Here is a 19,627-nt window from a genome sequence, read left to right as displayed (position 1 = left end):
GGGTGGTCTCCTCGTCAGGTCCGGCCGCGCCAGCGCGCGGCGAGCAGCCAGGCCAGGTAGAGCCCGCCGACGGCGCTGGTGACGATGCCGACGGGCAGTTGGGCGGTGCCGAAGATCCGCTGGACGGCGAAGTCGCTGGCGCCGAGCAGCACCGCGCCCATGAGCGCGGAGGTCAGCACGGCGGGCCCGTTGGCCCTGGTCACGGCGCGGGCGAGCTGGGGGGCGGCGAGCGCGACGAAGGCGATCGGGCCGGTGGCGGCGGTGGCGACGGCGGCGAGCCCGGTCGCCGCGCCGATCAGCACGAGCCGGGTGGGGACCAGCGGGACGCCGAGCGCACCCGCGATCGGGTCGCCCATCTCCATGGCGGTGAGCCTGCGCGACCACAGCGCGCCCAGCGGCAGCAGCAGCGCGACGGTGACGGCGATGGCGATGACCTGCGGCCAGGTGCGCAGGTTGAGGCTGCCGGTCAGCCACTCCTGCGCGGCGACGGCGTCGTAGATGTCGGCGCGGGTGATCAGGTAGTAGTTGACCGCCAGCAGCAGCGCGGCGACGCCGACGCCGACGAGCACGAACCGGAAGCCCTGCAGGCCGCGGCGCAGCACCAGCGCGTACATCACCGCTGCGGTGGCCAGTCCCCCGACGAGCGCGCCGAGCGAGGTCTGGTGCATGCCGCCGCCGAGCACGATGATCGTGATGAGCGCGCCCGTGGCCGACCCGGTGGTGATGCCGATGAAGTCGGGGCTGCCCAGGACGTTGCGGGTGATGCTCTGCAGGAGCGCGCCGCTGACGGCGAGCGCGGCGCCCGCGAGCAGTCCGGTGAGCGCGCGGGGCAGGCGCAGCCGGAGCACGACCATCTCCGAGACGGGCGTGCCGCCGCCGAACAGCGCCGCGACGACCTCGCCGGGGCTGAGCGAGACCTGGCCGACGGTCATCGACAGCACGGAGACCACCGCGGCGAGCGCGGCCAGCACCGCGACGACGACGAGCGTGCGCGGGGCGACGCGGACGCTGACGCCGAACGCCCGGACGACGACGCCTGTCGTGACGCGCGCGGTCACCACTGGCCCACCCGCTTGCGCAGGCACAGCGCGATGAACACCGGGGCGCCGAGCACCGCGGTCACGATCCCCACCTGCAGCTCCCCCGGCTGCACGACCAGCCTGCCGACGATGTCGGCGGCGACCAGCAGAGTCGGGGCGAGGACCGCAGAGTAGGCGAGCACCCACCGCTGGTCGGCGCCGACGATGAGCCGGGCCACCAGCGGCACGACCAGCCCGACGAACACCAGCGGGCCGACGGCCGCGGTGGCCGCGCCGCACAGGACCATGATCGCGGCCACGCCGACGAGCCGGATCCGGCCCACGTTCGCGCCGAGCCCGCGCCCGGCGGCGTCGCCGAGGGCCAGCGCGTTGAGCGCGCGGCCCATGAGCACGGCGAGGACGATCCCGGGCGCCAGGAACCACACGACGACCGGCAGCACGCCCACCTCGCGCCCGGCCAGCGAGCCGACGTTCCAGAACCGGAACTGGTTGAACGCCGCCGGGTCGAGCAGCAGGATCGCCGAGTTGACCGCGAACAGCACCGCAGAGACCGCGGCCCCGGCGAGCACGAGCCGGTCGGGCGTGGCGACCTGCCTGCCGGTCGCGCCCAGCGCGTACACCATGAGCGAGGCCAGGGCGGCGCCGATGAGCCCGAACCAGACGTGCCCGAGCACGCTGGAGATCCCGAAGACGGAGATCGCGAGCACCACGGCGGTCGAGGCGCCCATGGTGACGCCGAGCAGGCCGGGGTCGGCCAGCGGGTTGCGGGTGAGCGCCTGCATCACCGCCCCCGCGAGGCCGAGCGCCGCGCCGACGAGCACGCCGAGCAGCGCGCGGGGCAGCCGCACGTCGCGGATGGTGACCGATGCGATGCTGCCGTCCCCGTCGAGCAGCGCGGACAGCACCGTGCTGAACGGGATGTCCTTCAAGCCGACCCACACGCTGAGGCCGACGGCGACCACGAGCACGCCCAGCGCGGCGAGCAGCCCGATGAAGCGCGCCGCGGGGGCGCGCTCGACCGGTGGGGACTGGACGGCCATGACGGTTAGCCTAGCCTTGCCTTCCCACGGCTCCACGCAGGATCGCCAGGAGTTCCTGTGCCCATGCCGCCACCCGTTCCCGGTCGAACAGGTCGTCGGCGTACTCCAGATAGCACTGCACCGCGTGGCCAGCCGGGGTCTCATAGCCGCTCAGGGTCAGGTCGGTGTGGGCGACGCCGGTGGGCAGCGCGTCCACGCGGGCGCCCGCCTCGCCGCCCAGCACGGCCTGCTCGTGGTGCACGACGGCCAGGCGCGGCCGGGGCAGGTCCACGGCGGCGAGCACGTCGGTCAACGGCACGTCCTGGTTGTCCAGCGCACGCAGCGTGGCCGCGCGGACCCGGGCCAGCACGTCGGTGAAGCCGCCGTCGGCGTCGACCCTGAGCACGACGTGGTTGGCGAAGCAGCCGACCAGGTCGACCAGCTGGTCGTCGCCCCGGCCCGCGACCTGGGCGGTGATGCCGAGGTCGGCGCCCGCGCCGTGGCGGGCGGCCAGGGTGGCGAAAGCCGTGTGCAGGAGCATGAACAGGCTCGTGCCGGTCTCCGACGCCAGCCGGTCCAGCTCGGCGCGCAGGTCTGAGGGCAGCTCGAAGGCGACGTGGTCGCCGGTGCCCCGCCGCGTGCCGGAGGACAGCCCGGCGTCGGGCAGGCCCGCCAGCTCCTCCCGCCAGAAGGCGAGCTGCGCGGGGTCGTCGGCCACGCGCAGTGCCCAGTCGGTGTAGTCGCCATAGGACACCGGCAGCGGTGTCCAGTCCGGCGCGGCGCCTGCCTTCCGCGCGGCGTAGGCGGTGCCGAGGTCGCGGACCAGCGGGACGACCGACCACTCGTCGACCACGGTGTAGCGCAGCAGGAGCAGCAGGGCGTCCTCGGCCACCAGTACCGGCCGCCACGGCGTGGTCGCCGGGCCCTGGGCCAGCGCGGTCGGGTCGGCGCCCAGGGCGATCCCCAGCTCAGGCGGGTCGCAGGGGGTCTGGCCGGACGCGTCGACCGACGTGCGCAGCGGCGCGTGCCGGGCGGACACGTCGGCCAGCGCCGTCCGGAGGACGTCGACGTCGAACGGCTCCGGCAGCCGCAGCAGCAGCGAGTGGTCGTAGCGGGTGCCGCCGAGGTAGAGCCGCTGCGCGGGGGCGAGCGGCCGGGGCCCGGTGATGCCGGTGGCCAGCAGCGGCGGCCGCGCGGCGGTGGCGCCCGCGAGCCGCTCGGCCAGCGCGGCCACCGACGGCGCGTCGAACACGTCGCGGATCGACAGGTCGACGCCCAGCACGGCGCGGACGCGGCCGAGCAGCCGCATCGCGGCCATGGAGTGGCCGCCCAGGTCGAAGAAGCCGTCGCGGACGCCGACCCTGGGCAGGCCGAGCACCTCGGCGAACAGCGCGGCCAGCGCCTCCTGCTCCGGCGTGGCGGGCGCGTCGGCCCCCGCGAGGGCGGCGAAGTCGGGCTTGGGCAGCCTGCGCTTGTCGAGCTTGCCGTTGGGGGTCAGCGGCGCGGGCCCGTCGAGGACGATCACGACCGCGGGCACCATGTACTCCGGCAGCGACGCGGCCACCCGGGCGCGCAGGGCGGCCGGGTCGGGCGCGGCGCCGTCGTCGGGGACGACGTACGCGGCGAGGCGGACGATGTCGCCGTCGCGGTCGGGCACGACGATCGCCTGCCGCACGGCCGGGTCGTCGGCCAGCACGGCCTCGATCTCGCCCAGCTCGACCCGGAAGCCGCGCACCTTGACCTGGTCGTCGACGCGGCCGAGGAAGTCGATGTTGCCGTCGGCGCGCCAGCGGGCGCGGTCGCCGGTCCGGTACATCCGGGCCCCGGCGGGGCCGAACGGGCTCGGCACGAACCGCGACGCCGTCATGCCCGGCTTGCCCAGGTAGCCCAGCGCCAGGCCGCGGCCGCCGACGTACAGCTCGCCGACGACGCCCGGCGGCACGGGCCGCAGGTATTCGTCGAGGATGTAGCAGCGGGTGTTGGGGTCGGGGACGCCGATCGGGATGGCGCCGGTCCAGCCCGGTTCTGCCTGCCAGAGCGTGGAGTTCACGGTGGCCTCGGTGAGGCCGTACGCGCACAGGATGTTGACCTTGCCCGCCCAGCGCTCCATGACCGACGGCGGGACGACCTCGGTGCCGACCAGGACCGTCGACCCGGCGGGCAGCTCGCAGTCCTGCGGCAGCGCGGCCACCAGCGACGGCGGCAGGATCATGTGGGTGATCCGCTGGGCGGCCAGGAAGTCCGTCAGCGCCGGTCCGGCGACGCGGGCGTCGGCCGGGCAGAACACCAGCGCCCCGCCCACGGTCAGCGCCATGGTCAGCTCGAACACCGCGACGTCGAAGCCGACGGAGGCGAACTGCAGCACCCGGCTGTCGGGGGTCAGGCGCATGCGGTCGATCGCGGTGGCGGCGAGGCTGGCGATGCCGTCGTGCGGCACGACCACGCCCTTGGGCCTGCCGGTCGACCCGGACGTGTAGATCACGTACGCGGGGTGCTCCAGCGTCAGCGCCGGGTACTCGGGCGCGGGGGCGTCGGGCACCTCGTCGACCAGCACCCGCCGCACGCCGTCCACATCGGGCACGCGGACGGCCTCGGCGGCGGTGGCGACCATGGCGGCCGCGCCGGAGTCGGTGAGCAGGTAGGCGATGCGGTCGGCCGGGTGCGCCAGGTCCAGCGGCAGGTAGGCCGCGCCGAGCTTGAGCACGGCGAGCACGGTGGCGACCATGCGCGCCGAGCGCGGCACGGCGATCGCCACGACCGCGCCCTCGCCAACGCCGTCGGCGGCCAGCAGCGCGGCGATCCGGTCGGACTCGGCGTCCAGGGTCGCGTAGTCGGTGACCCCGGAGCCGTCGACGACGGCGGTCTTCGCCGGGCCGTCGGCCACGCAGCGGGCGAACAGCTCGGGCAGCGTCTGGGCGGGCACGGCGCGGTCGGTTGCGTTGAACAGGTCCACGACCTGCTTGTGCTCGGCGTCGGTGACGACGTCCAGCGCGCTGACCCGCACGGTCGGGTCGGCGGCGGCCGCGTCGAGCAGTCCGCGCAGCCGCTCGGCCAGCCGGGCCGCGGTGGCCGGGTCGAAGCGGTCGCGGGCGAACTCCAGGCGGCAGTGCAGGCTGTCGGTGTCGAGGTGGTCGGTGAAGCTGAAGACCAGGTCGAACTTGGCGGCGCGGGTCTCGTGCTCGACCCACTCCGCGCGCATCCCGCCCAGCCGCACGCCGTCACCCGAGCGGGCGTGGTAGCCGACCATGACCTGGAACAGCGGATTGCGGGCGGGCGAGCGGACCGGGTTGACCTTCTCCACGACCGCCTCGAACGGCACGTCCTGGTTCTCCAGCGCCGCCAGCGCGGTCTCCCGCACGCGGCCGACGAGCTCGGTGAACGCGGGGTCGCCGGACACGTCGGCACGCAGCACGAGCGTGTTGACGAAGAACCCGATCAGGTCGTCGAACGCGGCGTCGGTGCGGCCCGCGACGGGCGCGCCGAGCGGGATGTCGGCGCCCGCGCCGAGCCGGTGCAGCAGCGCGGCGACGGCGGCGTGCAGGACCATGAACATGCTGGCCCCGGTGTCGGCGGCGACCTGGCGCAGCCGGGTGGCCGACAGCGCGAAGTCGACCTCGCCGCCGGTGAACGTCGGGTGCGCTGGCCTGCCGCGGTCGGCGGGCAGCTCCAGGTCCTCCGGCGCGCCGTCGAGGCTGCGGTGCCAGAAGTCGAGCTGGCGGGCGGCCAGGCTCGTCGGGTCGGCGGGGTCGCCGAGCAGGCGGTGCTGCCAGAGCGTGTAGTCGGCGTACTGCAGCGGCAGTGGAGTCCACTGGGGAGCTCGGCCTGCCGAGCGGGCGGTGTAGGCGTGGTCGAGGTCGCGCAGGAACGGCAGGTCGGACCATTCGTCGGTGGTGATGTGGTGCAGCAGCACCACGACGACGTGGTCGTCCGGCCCGATCCGGCCGACGCAGACCCGGATGGGCAGCTCGGCGGCGAGGTCGAACGGCCGGTCCACCCGCTCCTGCACGAACGCGGCCAGGTCGCCGACCTGCGCCAGCTCGAACGCCGGGTCGGCGTCCGCGGCGGGCACGATGTGCTGGTACGGCACCCCCTCGTGCACCGCGATGCGGGTGCGCAGCGCCTCGTGCCTGCCGACCACGTCGCGGATCGCCGCGCGGAAGGCGGGCACGTGCAGCGGCCCGCGCAGGCGCAGCGACAGCGGGAAGTTGTAGGCCGGTGACCCGGTCTCCCACTGCTGGAGCAGCCAGAGCCGCCGCTGGGCGGCCGAGAGCGGCAGCCGCGCCGGGCGGGCGGCGGCGACCGGGGCGGGACGCGTCTCCCCGGTGCGGGCGGCGCGCACCGCCAGCTCCTCCGGGGTGGGCGCCTCGAACAGGTCGCGGATCGCCAGCTCGGCGCCCAGCGCGGTGCGGGCGCGGCTGATCACCCGGGTGGCCAGCAGCGAGTGCCCGCCCAGCTCGAAGAAGTTGTCCAGCGGTCCGACGCCGGGCACGCCCAGCACCTCGGCGAACAGGTCGCACAGCACGCGCTCGGCCTCGCTGGCCGGTTCGCGCTTGGCCGCCGTCGCCTCGACGCGCGGCGCGGGCAGCGCGCGGACGTCGAGCTTGCCGTTGACGGTCAGCGGGATGCGCTCCACGGTCATGACCGCGGCCGGGACCATGTAGTCGGGCAGCCGGGTCCTCAGGTGCGCGCGCAGCTCGTCGGACCGCTCCTCCCCCGACCACACCACGTAGGCGACGAGCCGCTTGACCTCGCCGGTGGCGATCACGGCGGCGTGCGCGACCGCGGGGTGCGCGCTGACCGCGGAGGTGACCTCGCCGAGCTCGACCCGGTGACCGCGGATCTTGACCTGGTCGTCGGTGCGGCCGAGGAAGTCGAGGATGCCGTCGCGGCGGGCCCGCACGAGGTCGCCCGTGCGGTACATGCGGGTGCCCGGCGCGCCGAACGGGTCGGCGACGAACCGGTCGGCGGTCAGGCCCGGCCGGTCGTGGTACCCGCGGGCCAGGCCGATGCCCGCGATGTAGAGCTCGCCGGGCGTCCCCACGGGGACGGGCCGCAGGTGCGGGTCGAGCACGTAGGCGCGGGTGTTCCAGATGGCCCGGCCGACGGCGGGGGTGGCGCTGTCCTCGGTAGACGCGCCGAGGGTGTTGATCGTGTACTCGGTCGGCCCGTAGAGGTTGTAGCCGTAGGTGCCGTCGGTCTCCCGCAGCGTCGTCCACACCGAGTCCGACACGGCCTCGCCGCCCAGCAGGACCAGCGGCGGCACGTGCCCGCGCAGCAGGCCCTGCTCGATGAGCAGCGCGGCGTAGGTGGGGGTCACGTTGACGACGTCGATCCGGTGCCCCTGGCAGTAGGCGACCAGGGCCTCGGCGTCGCGGCGCAGGTCCTCGTCGCAGACGTGCACCTCGTGGCCCTCGACCAGCCAGAGCAGCTCCTCCCACGACATGTCGAAGGCGAAGGACACGGTGTGGGCGATGCGCAGCCTGCGCCCGCCCGCCGCGGCGATGGCCGGGCCGAAGATCGCCTCCTGGTGGTTGAGCTGCATGTTCGTCAGACCCCGGTACGGGGTGACGACGCCCTTGGGGCGGCCGGTCGAGCCGGAGGTGTAGATGACGTACGCCGGGTGGTCCAGGCTGAACGCGGCCACCTCGACCGGGGACGCGTCGTAGGCGTCGAGATCGGTCTGGTCGAGGTTGACCACCTCGGCCGTGAAGCTCTGCGCGGACGTGGTCAGCACGCACAGCGGGCGGGTGTCGTCGATCATCAGCTGGAGCCGGTCGACCGGGTGGTCGAGGTCCAGCGGCAGGTACGCCGCGCCCGCGCGCAGCACCGCGAACAGCGCGACCACCATCTCCACCGAGCGGGGCAGCGCGAGCGCGACCACCTGCTCCGGGCCAGCGCCGCGGTCGACGAGCAGGCGGGTGAGCTGGTTGATGCGGGCGTCGAGCTCGGCGTAGGTCAGCCGCCGGTCGCCGAAGACGAGCGCGGTGGCGTCCGGGGTGCGCTCGGCCTGCTCGGCCAGCAGCTGGGCGACGGTCTTCTCCACCACCGGGTTCGCGCTGGCGTCCCACTCGGCCGCCAGTTCGGCGCGCTCGTGGTCCATGAGCAGGTCGAGCGTGCCGACGAGCGCGTCGGGCCGCTCGGCGAGCCTGCGGGCGACGGTGAGGAACCGGGTGAGGATCGCCTCGGCCCGCTCGTCGTCGATCAGGTCGGGGCGGTGGTCGAGCTTGACCTTGATGGCGGCGCCCGGGGTGATGACGACGGTCAGCGGGTAGTGGGTGGCGTCGACGCCGGTGCCCGCGGTGATGCCGTGCTCGGCCATGAGCGCGGCGGCGCCGTCCTCGTCGGCGAAGTTCTGCAGCACGTAGAGGGTGTCGAAGAGGCGGTCGTGGCCCGCCTCGCGCTGGATCTCGCCGAGGCCGAGGTAGTCGTGGGCCATGAGCGCGGTGCGCTCGTCCTGCAGCCTGCGCAGGAAGGCCAGCACCGGCTCGTCCGGCCGCAGCGCGATCCGGTGCGGCACGGTGTTGAGGAACATGCCGATGACGGTCTCCACGTGCGCCACGCTCGCGGGCCTGCCCGCCACGGTCGTGCCGAACACGACGTCGTCGCGGCCGGTCTCGGCCGCCAGCACGAGTCCCCATGCCGCGCTGAGCACGGTGTTGAGGGTGACGCCCGCGGCGCGGGCGGCGTCGCGGAGCGCGCGGGTGTCCGCTTCGGACAGGGCGTGGCGGCGCTGCCGGGGGACGGCGGGGTGGCCGGGCTCGGGCGCGACCAGGGTGGGCTCGTCGAGGCCAGAGAGCGCGCTCTTCCAAGCCTCGCGGGCCGAGCGCTCGTCCTGCTCCGCCAGCCAGGCGAGGTAGTCGCGGTAGGTGCCCGCGGGGGGCAGCGCCGCGTTCGGGTCGCGGTAGAGGGCCAGCAGCTGGCTGGTGAAGATGCCCGCCGACCAGCCGTCCCAGAGCAGCAGGTGGTGGCTGACCACGAGCCGGTCGCGGTCGGGCAGGCGCAGCACGAGCACGCGCAGCAGCGGCGGGCGGTCGAGGTCGAAGCGGGTGGTGCGGTCCTCGGCGAGGATGCGGTCGACGCCTGCCTCGTCCGTGGTGATCTCCGTGACCGGGATGCCCGGGTCGGCGGCGACGAACTGCACCGGCCGGGAGAGGCCGTCGCTGGTGAACCCGACCCGGACGCTGGGGTGGCGGCGGGCGAGGGCGCGCAGCGCGGCCTCGAGCCGGTCGACGTCGATGCGGGCGGCGAAGTCGTAGCTGTCCTGGGCGGTGTAGACGTCGATGTCGCCCTGGTCGTAGCCCGCGTGGAAGTACAGGCCCTCCTGCAGCGGGGACAGCGGCCAGATGTCGTCGACCTCGCCCCGGGCGGTGACCCGCGCGATCTCCTCGTCGGTGAGCTCGATCAGCGCGCGCGGCCTGGCCTGGGCGGACAGCTCCTTGAGCGCATCGATCCAGGCGTCGGCGATCGCGGCGACGTCGGCGGCGGACAGGCTCGGGCCGTGGGTGAACGCCGCGGTCAGCGCCGGGCCGTCGGGGGTGTCGTCGCAGACGGCGTCGACCTGCAGCGCGTACGGCAGTGCCAGGTCGTCGTCGGGCCGGACGGCCAGCGGCTCGGGCGCCGGGGTGAAGTCGGCGTCGTGGCCCGCGGCGAAGCGGCCGTAGTAGTTGAACAGCACCTGGGCGCGGGCCATGCGGGCCAGCACCGGGGCGGCTTGGGCGTTAAGGTGGCGCAGCAGGCCGTGCCCGATGCCGTGGTCCGGGGCCTGCCGGACGGCGTCGCGGACCACGGCGAGGGTGGCGGCGGCGGTGTCGGCCGAGGGCAGGCGGACCGGCTGCACGCTGGTGAACCAGCCGACGGTGCGGGACAGGTCCATCCCGTCGATGGGCTCGCGGCCGTGGCGTTCGAGGTCGACCAGCAGGTCGTCGGTCGGCGCTGCCTGCCAGCGGCGCGCGGCGACGCGCAGGGCGGTCAGCAGCACCTCGGTGACATCGGCGGCGGCGGCGGCGGCCGGGACGGTGGTCAGCAGCGGGCGCGTGTCCTCGATGGACAGCGTCACCCGGTGCGTCGCGGCCTCGGCGACGGTGGCGGGGGTGTGCGCGGGGACCAGGTCGGCGCCGGGAGCGAGGGTCGCGGCCCAGTGCTGGAGTTCGCCGAGCCGGGACGGGCTGGCCGCCTGCTCGTGGACGAGCCGGGCGAACCGGCGCAGCGAGGTCGGCACGGGCTCCAGCGGCAGCCCCGCGTACGCCCGGGCGAGGTCGGCGAGCAGCACGCGCCAGGACACGCCGTCGACCACGAGGTGGTGGGCGATGAGCGCGAGCCTGCCGGGCCGGTCGCCGCGGTCGAACCAGACGGCCTGGAGCACGACGCCCGCGTCCGGGGAGAGCCTGCCCGCTGCCGCGTCGGCCTCCTCGGCGATGACCGCGCGCAGGGCGTCGTCGTCCAGAGCGGTGGCGTCGACCCGGACGATCAGGTCGTCCGCGCTCGCCGTCGCGCTGATCTCCTGGGTCCAGAGCACCGAGGCGATGCGGGTCAGCCGCAGCCGCAGCGCGTCGTGGGTGGCGATCAGCGCGGACAGCGCGCGGGTGAGCGCGGGCAGCGTCGCGTCGGCGGGGGTGCGGACGAGGACGGGCAGGGTGAACCGGTCGATGCCGCCGCCGTCCTCCCGCAGCTGGTGCACGATCGGCAGCGGCGGCACGTCCCCGACGCCGTCGGAGTCCCCGGCGGGCGCGGGCGGGACGGGAGCCTCGGGCGTCCGCGCGGCCAGGGCGGCCGGTGTCCGGTGGGTGAAGACGTCGGTCGGGCTGACGTCCAGCCCACGCTGACGGGCCTGCGTGGCCACCGCCATGGACAGGATGCTGTCGCCGCCGAGCACGAAGAAGTCGTCATCGGGACCGATGGAGGGCACCCCCAGCACAGCGGCGAACACCTCGCGCAGAACGTCAACAGACGCGCTGGTCGGAGCGGCGACGGAATCCTGCGCACCGACGACAGCGGCCAGCGCCGAGGGCGTGCGGTGGGTGAAGACGTCGGTCGGGCTGACGTCCACTCCCCGCTGACGGGCCTGCGTGGACACCGACATCGACAGAATGCTGTCCCCACCCAACACGAAGAAATCGTCGTCAGGACCGACAGAGGGCACGCCCAGCACAGCGGCGAACACCTCGCGGAGTGTCTGGACCGTCGAGGGCGCGGACACCTGCGGCCGGGGCTCGGCGGAGGGCCGGGGGTCGGGCAGGGCCGCGCGGTCGAGCTTGCCCGCCGCGGTCACCGGGAAGGCGTCCACCACGACGAACGCGGACGGCACCAGCGCCGACGGCAGCCGCTCCCCCACGTGCGCGGCCAGCCCGCGCACGTCCAGGTCGGACCCCGAGGGGATCACCCAGGCGACGAGCCTGCCGCCGCGCACGGCCGCCGCCGCCCTGGCGACGCCCGGGAGGTCGGCCACGCGGGCCTCCACCTCGCCCAGCTCCACCCGGTTCCCCCGGATCTTGACCTGGTCGTCGGTGCGGCCCAGGTAGGTCAGCGCGCCGTCCTCCCCCCGGACGACCACGTCGCCCGTGCGGTAGAGGCGGGAGCCGTCGGCGGCGAAGGGGTTGGCCACGAACCGCGCCGCCGTCAGGGCGGGCCTGCCCAGGTAGCCGCGGGCCAGTTGGACGCCCGCCACGTACAGCTCGCCCGGGGTCCCCTCGGGCACCGGGCGCAGGTGGGCGTCCAGCACGTGCAGGGTCGTGTTCCACACCGGGTAGCCGATGGGCACCTGGGGCACGTCCTCGGCGAACGTGTAGCCGGTGACGCCGATCGTGGTCTCGGTCGGCCCGTACATGTTGTGCAGCGGGATGCCGGTGGCGTCGACCCAGCGGCGGGCCAGGTCGCCGGTCAGGGCCTCGCCGCCGCTGAAGACCAGCCGCAGGCTCGGCAGCGGGCCGGGCCCGCCGTCGAGGAACGCCGAGAGCAGGGACGGGACGAACTCGACCGCGGTGATCCGCTCCCGGCGGATCACCTCGGCCAGGTACAGCGGGTCGCGGTGCCCGCCCGGCCGGGCCAGCACCGCGGTCGCGCCGCGAGCCAGCGGCCAGAACAGCTCCCACACCGCCACGTCGAAGCCGCCCGGGGCCTTCTGCAGCACCCGGTCGCCGGGCGCGAGGCCGAACACGCCCTGCAGCCAGGCCAGCTGGTTCACGACGGCCCGGTGGGTGACCTCGACGCCCTTCGGCGTGCCGGTCGACCCGGACGTGTAGATCACGTACGCGCCGTGGTCGGGGTGCGGGCGGGTGCCCGCCGGGCCGCCGTCGGCGGCGAAGTCGGCGTCGATCACGACGCGCGCCCGCGAGTCCGCCAGCAGGAACTCCCGCCGCTCGGCGGGCAGGTCGAGGTCGATCGGCAGGTAGGCGGCGCCTGTCTTGAGCACGCCCAGCAGCGCCGCGACCCAGTCCAGCGACCGGGGCAGTTCCACCGCGACGACGTCGCCGGGAACGACGCCCCGGGCCCGCAGGGCACCCGCGACGGCGTCGGAGCGCGCGGCGAGGTCGGCGTAGGTCAGCTCGCCGTCCTCCGCGCGCACGGCGACCGCGTCCGGGGCCTGCGCGACGACCCGGTCGATCATGTCCACAATAGACTCATCCGGCAGCGGGACCACGTCGCCGGACAGCCTGCCGCTCGACGGGTCGAGCGTGCGGGGCACGGCCGCGACACGGGTGCCGGCGTCGACGGCGAAGGTGTCCAGCAGCAGGCCCAGCCGCGCGGCGAGCGCGTCGGCCGCCGCGTCGGTCATCCGCGCCGGGTCGTGCTCCAGCTTCAGCACCAGCCCGCGCGCCGGGTCCGGGATCGCCATCAGCGACACCGGGTAGTGCGTGGCGTCGTGCACCTGCAGGTCGACGATCCCGGCAGCGCGCAGCGCGTCGGCGTCGAGCGGGTAGTTCTCGACCACGACGAGCGTGTCGAACAGCTCGCCGGTCTCCCGCTGGATGTCGCCGAGGCCGTGGTGCTGGTGCTCGATCAGCGCCGACTGCTCGTCCTGCAGCCGGGTCAGCACCGCCGACAGGGTCTCCCCCGCCGCGGCGCGCACGCGGACCGGCACGGTGTTGATGAACAGGCCGACCATGTCGGCCACGCCCGGCACCGGCGTGTTCCGCCCGGACACCGTGCTGCCCAGCACCACGTCCGAGCGCCCGGTCTCGGCCGCCAGCAGCAGTCCCCACGCGCCGTGCACGACGGTGCTCGCGGTCAAACCCAGCTCGCGCGCGGCCGCCAGAACGGTCTTGGGCGCGGCCAGCGGCACGTCGATCAGCCGCGTGCGGCCGGAGGCCTCCCCCGGCGCGACGAGCCGGGTCGGCTCCGCGCCCGCGAGCGCCGCGGCCCACGCCACCCTGGTCGCCTCGCCGTCACGGGTCGCCAGCCAGGCGATGTGGTCGCGGAACGGCGCGACCGGCGGCAGCTGCTCGCCGCGCAGCAGGCCGAGCAGGTCGCGCAGCATCAGCGGCACGGACCAGCCGTCGGCCACCAGGTGGTGCAGGGTGAGCACGACCCGGGTGCCGCCGACCAGGGCGCAGCGCAGCAGCGGCGGGGTGGCCAGGTCGAACCCGGCCGCCTTCTCCCGGGCCGCGATCCGGTCGGCGTCGCCGTCGACGGCGGTAACCGGGACGGGCACGGGCGCGACGACGACCTGCCGCACCCGGCCGTCGCCCGCGCGCGCGAACCCGGTGCGCAGCGGCGCGTGCCGGGCGACCAGCGCGGTGACGGCGGCGGCGAGCGCGCCCGCGTCGACGGGCTCGGCCAGCTCGATGACCTGCTGGACGGTGTAGGGGTCGGTCGCCGAGGTCGCGGCGTGGAAGTAGATGCCGCGCTGGACGGGGGTGAGCGGCAGGATGTCGACGACGCCCGGCGTGGCGAGCTCGTCCACGGTGGCCTGGTCCAGGTCGGCGAGCGGGAAGTCCGACGGAGTGTGCCCGCCGATGCCGGGGCGCGCGGCGTGCGCGGCCAGCCCGCGCAGCGCGGTCAGCCAGTGCGCGGCCAGCTCGGCGGCGGAGGTCTCAGTGAGCACCCCGCCCGCCCAGGACAGGGTCGCGGTCAGCCGGTCGTCGGCGACCATCGCGTTCAGCTCGACGGCGTGCCCGAGCGGCATCGCCGGGTCCGGCCCGGCGCCCATCGGCCCGTCCGGGGTCCAGTCGCCGCCCGTCGACGGGAAGCGGCCCAGGTAGTTGACCAGGTAGTGGGCCTGCGCGAGGTCGTGCCCGCGCAGGTGCCGCAGCACGCCGTAGCCTAGGCCGTGGCCCGGGACGGCCCGCAGCTGCTCCTTGACGGCGGCCAGCGCCCGCCCGACGACCGGCCCGCCCTCGGCGAACTCGGCCCAGTCGACCGCGCCCGCGTCCAGCGCCACCGGGTGCACGCTGGTGAACCAGCCGACCGTGCGGGTGGTGTCGAGCTCGACGCCCGCGATCGGCTCGCGGCCGTGCCCCTCGACGTCGACCAGCACCCGCGACCCGCCGCCGCGCCAGTGCGCCACGGCGACGGCGAACGCGGTCAGCAGCACCTCGTGCGTGCCCAGGTGGTACGCGGCGGGCAGGGTGGTCAGCAGCGGCTCGGTGGTCTCGGCGTCCAGCGCGATGTCGCGGGCGCGGGCGGTCACGGCCAGGTCGACCACCGGGTCCAGCGCCCGCGCGCCGATCGGCGCGTCGGGCTCGATCGCCCGCCAGTGCGGCAGCTCGTCCTCATAGGACGCCGCGGTGAGCGTGCGCGCCCAGCGCAGCAGCGAGACGCTGCCAGGCAGCGGCTCGCCCGCCCACGCGGCGGCGAGGTCCTCCAGGAGGATCCGCCAGGACACGCCGTCGACGACCAGGTGGTGCACCGCGAGCAGCAGCGTGCCCGCCGAGGGCGACCACACCGCCCGCAGCATCACCCCGCCCGCCGGGTCCAGCCCGGCCGCGGCGTCGACGGGCTCGTCGGACACCTCCACGACCGCGCGCACCGCGCCGACCGGGGCGATCCGCAGCTCCCACTCCGGGGTCAGGGTCGCGCGCAGCGCGTCGTGGCGGTCGATCACGGCCTGCAGCGCCGACGTCAGCCGCGCGCGGTCGGCCGAGGCGGGCACCCGCACCCGCATCGACTGGTGGAACCGGTCCACCGACGCCGCGCCCAGCCCGCGCAGCCAGCCGACGATCGGGGTGACCGGCACGTCGCCGACGCCCGACTCGGCCGCCACCGCCGCGACCGGCTCGGCCACGGCGGCCAGCGCGGCCACGGTCCGGTGCTGGAACACCTGCCGGGGCGTGATGAGCAGCCCGGCCGCGCGGGCCCGGCTGACCAGCTGCATGGCGACGATGCTGTCGCCGCCGAGGTCGAAGAACCCGTCGTGCGCGCCGACGGACTCCAGCCCGAGCACGGCCGCGAAGCAGTCGGCCAGCACCGTCTCCACGGGGGTGCGCGGGGCGACGTCGGAGGTCCCGGCCGTCCAGTCCGGGTCAGGCAGGGCGGCGGTGTCGGTCTTGCCGTTGGGGGTCAGCGGCAGCCGGTCGAGCGGCACGATCGCCGAGGGCACCATCGCCTCGGGCAGCAGGCTGCCGACGTGGGCGCGGACATCGGCCGGGCTGGCGCCCGACTCCTGGGCGACGACATAGCCGACGAGCCGCGCGGTGCCGCGGTGGTCCTTGCGCACCGCGATCGCCGCCGCGGCGACCGCCGGGTGCGTCATCAGCGCGTTCTCCACCTCGCCGGGCTCGATGCGGTGGCCGCGGATCTTGAGCTGGCCGTCGGAGCGGCCGAGGAAGTCGATGGTGCCGTCGGCGCGCCAGCGGGCGCGGTCGCCGGTGCGGTACATCCGCGCGCCCTCGGGCCCGTACGGGTCGGCGACGAACCGGGTGGAGGTCAGGTCGGCCCGGCCGCGGTAGCCGCGGGCCAGGCCGCGGCCGCCGACGTACAGCTCGCCGACCGCGCCGACCGGGACCGGGCGCAGCGCGGAGTCGAGGATGTAGCAGCGGGTGTTCGGGTCCGGCACGCCGATCGGCGCTGCGCCCTCCCAGCTCGGCTCCGACAGCCACAGCGTGGAGTTCACCGTCGCCTCGGTCAGGCCGTAGGCCACGACCACGCGCATCCGGCCCGACCAGCGGGCGATCAGCTCGTTGGGCACCATCTCGGTGCCCACGACCAGCACGCCGCCCTCGGGCAGCTCGCACTCGGCGGGCAGCGCGGCCACCAGCGACGGCGGCAGGATCATGTGCGTGACGCCGTGCGCGGTCAGGTACCCGGTCAGCTCCGGGCCCGCGACGCGCCGCTCGGCGGGCACGACGACGACCCGCGCGCCCGTGCCGAGCGCCATGACCAGGTCCCAGACGGCGACGTCGAAGCCGACGGAGGCGAACTGGGCGACCCGGCTCCCCCGGTGCACGCCCAGCCGCTCGACGGCGGTGGTGATCAGGCTGCCGATGCCGTCGTGCGTGACGACGACGCCCTTGGGCCTGCCGGTCGATCCGGAGGTGTAGATGACGTAGGCGGCGGCGTCCAGCCGCCGGGGCACGTCCAGCGGGGCGCTGTCGTGGTCGGCCAGGTCGGTCAGGTCCAGCACGGGCACGCCCAGGTCGGGCACGTCCCCGCCGCCGCTGAGCACCGCGGCGGCGCCGGAGTCGGACACCATGTACGCCAGCCGCTCGGCCGGGTGGTCGGAGTCCAGCGGCAGGTAGGCCGCGCCCGACTTGAGCACGCCGAGCAGCGCGACGACCAGGTCCGCCGAGCGCGGCACGGCGACGGCGACGACGTCCTCGGGGCCGATGCCGCGCGCGGCGAGCATCCGGGCCAGCCGGTTGGCGCGCGCGTCGAGTTCGCCGTAGGTGAGGTGGACGTCCTCGCACACCACGGCGACCGCGTCGGGGTCGCGGCTGGCTTGGACCTCGACCGCCTCCGGCCAGGTCACCTCGGGCGAGTCGTGCTCGTCGATGCCCATGGCCAGCACGCGGGCGCGTTCGTCGGCGTCGAGGAGATCGATCTCGGCGAGCCTGCGCCCGGGGTCGGCGAGCGCGTCGAGCACGGCGGTCAGACGGGCAGCGTGGCGGGCCAGCTCGTCGGCGGAGCACACGCCGGGGTCGGCCTCGATGTCGATGCGGGTGGGATGGCCGTCGGCCGGGTCGTGCACGGTGACGCTGAGGTCGCTGACCGGTCCGTACCAGACGGGGAGGAGCCGGGAGCCGTGCTCGCCGAACCGGATCGGCCGGTGGAAGGGGATCACGTTGACCGAGGGGCCGACCAGGCCGTGCACGCCCGCGGCGGCATCGATGCGCCGGGCGACCTCCTCGCCACGGAACCGGCTGTGCGCCAGGACGTCGGCGATGCGGGCGGTGGTGTGGTCGAGGAGGTCGGCGACGGTCTGCCCGGGTGCGACCGCCAGGCGCAGCGGCACGACGTTGGCCAGCATCGCGGGCGTGCTGCGGGTGAGCCGGTCCGGGCGACCCGCGACGGGCAGGCCGATGACGATGTCGTGGGCGCTGGTGGCGCGGTGGGTGTAGGCGGCGATGCCCGCGATCAGCAGCCGGGACAGCCGGGTGCCACGCGCCTCGGCCACGGTGCGCAGCGCCGCCGTGCGCTCGGCGTCGAGCCGGACGACCTGCCGGTGCGACCGGTCCGCGGGGCGCTCGGCGGCGGGGAGCACCCGGGCGGGCTCGCCGACGCCCGCCATCCGCTCGTCCCAGAAGGCGGCGTCGGCCTCGTGTTGGTCGCCAGCCAGGTAGTCCTGTTCGGACTGGACGAGCGCGGCGAAGGACGGGATCGGGCCGGGCTCGCTCCCGGAGTAGCGCGCCGCGGCCCGCGCGGCGACCATCATCGTGCTGGTGGCGTCGAACAGCAGGTGGTGCCCGACCATGGACCACCACACCCGGTCGTCGGCCAGGCGCACCAGGGCGTGGGCGAACAGCGGCGCGACCGCGAGGTCCATCGGCCGGGCGCGCTCGGCGTCCAGCCACGCCAGCGCCGCGGCCTCCGGGTCGGCCTCGCCGCGCAGGTCGACCACCGGCAGCGGGACGTCGACCCGGGTCGGGAACTGCCGGGGCGCGCCGTCGACCTCGGCGAAGGTCATGTGCAGGCACTCGGTCTCCTCGACCGCCCGGCGCGCCGCGGCGGCCAGGCGGTCGACGTCGACCGGGACGGCGGCGCCGCCGATCTCCACCACGACCGCCACCCGGAACACCGCGCTGTCGGGGTCGATGCGCTGCGCGTGCCAGACACCCGACTGGCCGCCGGTCAGCGGAAGGCCGGACGAGGAGATCGCCACCGTTGTCCCTTTCGGACTTGATCTGCTGAAACCCGTTTGACACCTCGAACACGTGATCGATAACTTGCCCCCGACGCCTCGGTGGGTTGTCCCCCGAGGCGGGCGGGGATCACGTGTGGTGTCCGGTTAGGACTGCGCGACGAGCAGGGGCACCATGTTGTCGATGGCGTACGGGATGCTCAGCACGGTGTTGAAGGAGATCGCGGCGCCGACCGGCGGGTCGGAGTAGGGGACGAAGAGGTCGCGGCCCTCGGCGGCGACCTTCAGCTTGCCGTAGAGCGGGTCGGCCTTGATGCGCTTCTCGGCCTCGGGGTCCGAGGTCAGCCAGATGAGGCGGTCGGACTCGAACAGGTCGAGGCCCTCGGAGGACACGTCGATGACGTTCTTCTCCTTCGGCACGTCCTTGATCCGCTGCGGCGACTGGAAGCCGATCTCGTTCATGAACACGACCTTGGGGTCGTGCGCGGCGAAGGCGGAGTAGGTGCCCGGCTGGAAGGCGTCGGCGACCACGACGGTCTTGCCCGCGAACTCGGGGTGCTCGGCGCGGACCTTGGCGAACTTCTCGTCGATGCCCTTGATCAGGGCCTCGGCCTGGTCGGCCTTGCCCATGGCCTTGCCCACGGCGCGGGTCATGGCCTGCCACGGGGCGGCGTAGTCGGCGTGCTCCTTGGGCTGGGCGACGACGTCGAACAGCTCCGAGAGGGTGTCGTACTGCTCCTGGGACATGCCCGAGTACTGGGCGATGATCAGGTCCGGCTGCAGCTCGATGATCTTCTCGATGTCGTAGTCGTCGCGGACGCCGACGATGGCGGGCTCGGTGCCCGCCCACTTCTCCGCCTGCCACGGGAAGACGCCGAAGGGACGCTCGCCGAACCAGTCCACCGCGCCGACCGGCTTGACGCCCAGGGCGAGCACGATCTCGTGGTCGGACAGCCCCAGGGTGACGATGCGGTCGGCCTTCTCCACGGTCGTGGTGCCGTACTTGTGCTCGACCGTCACCGGCAGCGAGTTGCCCTCGGCCTGCGTCTGGGCGGCGGCGGTCGTGCTGGCGGGCGTCTCGGCCGTGCCGCCGCCACCGCACGCGGCGAGCGCGAAGCCCGCGGTGAGGACGGCGGCGACCAGGCGCAGGCGCCTCGACCCCGTGGACATGATGGACATGGACTTCCCTTCGAACGGACGGCGCCCCGACACCTGGGTAAAGCTAGCCTTAGTTAGGCGTGCCTAACATAACCGAAGGTCGCGTCGTCCCAAAGTGCCGATCAAGCGGCCTGCGCCACATCCGTCCGTCAGCCTTTCGGGTGATCTTCCGGCCGGGC

The 19,627-nt window shown here is 75.0% G+C and carries 4 protein-coding genes; all 4 read right to left on the bottom strand.

Translation table 11 applies throughout. The features are described from left to right. Positions 1–14: 14 nt before the first annotated feature. On the bottom strand, positions 15–1,058 hold the full coding sequence (locus tag Actkin_RS15355; protein ID WP_229786780.1) for a FecCD family ABC transporter permease: 1,044 nt from the start codon (positions 1,056–1,058) through the stop codon (positions 15–17). Next, a complete protein-coding gene (locus Actkin_RS15350) occupies positions 1,055–2,080 on the bottom strand; it encodes a FecCD family ABC transporter permease (protein WP_258907726.1) in 1,026 nt (341 codons plus the stop codon). Before Actkin_RS15350 ends, Actkin_RS15355 begins: the two co-directional genes overlap by 4 nt. Before the next feature lie 10 nt (positions 2,081–2,090). Further along, a complete protein-coding gene (locus tag Actkin_RS15345; protein WP_258907725.1) occupies positions 2,091–18,311 on the bottom strand; it encodes a non-ribosomal peptide synthetase in 16,221 nt (5,406 codons plus the stop codon). Positions 18,312–18,437: 126 nt separating this feature from the next. Further along, positions 18,438–19,469 (bottom strand): iron-siderophore ABC transporter substrate-binding protein, encoded by a 1,032-nt coding sequence (locus Actkin_RS15340; protein WP_229786779.1) that lies wholly within the window; start codon positions 19,467–19,469, stop codon positions 18,438–18,440. Positions 19,470–19,627 lie beyond the last annotated feature (158 nt).

Source organism: Actinokineospora sp. UTMC 2448, from assembly GCF_024760565.1.
Classification (GTDB): Bacteria; Actinomycetota; Actinomycetes; order Mycobacteriales; family Pseudonocardiaceae; genus Actinokineospora; species Actinokineospora fastidiosa.
The sequence above is the reverse complement of the archived record's forward strand: the minus strand, read 5'-3'. Positions and strand labels throughout refer to the sequence as shown.

Bases quoted from the DNA above. Each gene is read 5' to 3' on its own strand.
- Actkin_RS15350 (WP_258907726.1), bottom strand. From the start codon at position 2,080: ATGGCCGTCCAGTCCCCACCGGTCGAGCGCGCCCCCGCGGCGCGCTTC.
- Actkin_RS15340 (WP_229786779.1), bottom strand. From the start codon at position 19,469: ATGTCCATCATGTCCACGGGGTCGAGGCGCCTGCGCCTGGTCGCCGCC.